The sequence below is a fragment of the Haemophilus sp. SZY H56 genome, assembly GCF_054332415.1.
In genome coordinates this window covers 1-525 of record NZ_JBTGNX010000053.1, presented here as the reverse complement: position 1 = coordinate 525, position 525 = coordinate 1, and the positions used below count along the sequence as shown (strand labels likewise).

The 525-nt window shown below is 69.0% G+C and carries 1 pseudogene; it reads right to left on the bottom strand.

What is annotated here, in order from left to right:
- Positions 1–149 precede the first annotated feature (149 nt).
- Positions 150–525: pseudogene (locus ACXVWP_RS11135) on the bottom strand (hypothetical protein); the annotation flags it as partial.

The window sequence follows — 525 nt, the reverse complement described above, 5'->3', positions numbered from 1 at the left end:
AGACTGCGGCGTAACAAAAAACTTCGAGACCCAAACAAGAGCAAGGTGTAAGCCTCACCGTCGCAGTGTTGCCCCAGTGCGGCGAGGTCGCTGGTCAGGCCCTCAGCACGCTGCTCCAGCCTGCGCTTCTGGGCCAGCGTGAGGAGCTCCTAGGTCCTATGGTCCTCGATCAGCCGGCCCGTCTCCACCAGGGCCAGATCCTTGCGGATCACCTCATGCCGCGCCGCCCCCTCGGCAGCTCGGGCGGTGGCGGCACCACTCATGGCGTCTTCGGCCTCTTTCCTCGCCGCCTCCGCTGTGGTTCGGGCGGCGGCGGCCTCGCCACGGGCGTCAGCGGCCTCCTGCTTCGCCGCCTCGGCTTCAGCCCGGGCAGAGGTGGCCTCGCTTCGGGCGTCCGCGGCCTCCTTCCTCGACGCTTCGAGAACGGCGGCGGCCTCCTCCTTGGATCGAGTGACCTCGCCTCGAGCCACCCGGACCTCCGCCTCCGCCTCGTTAAGCCGGCTCGCCATCTGGGCGTTCCGGCTT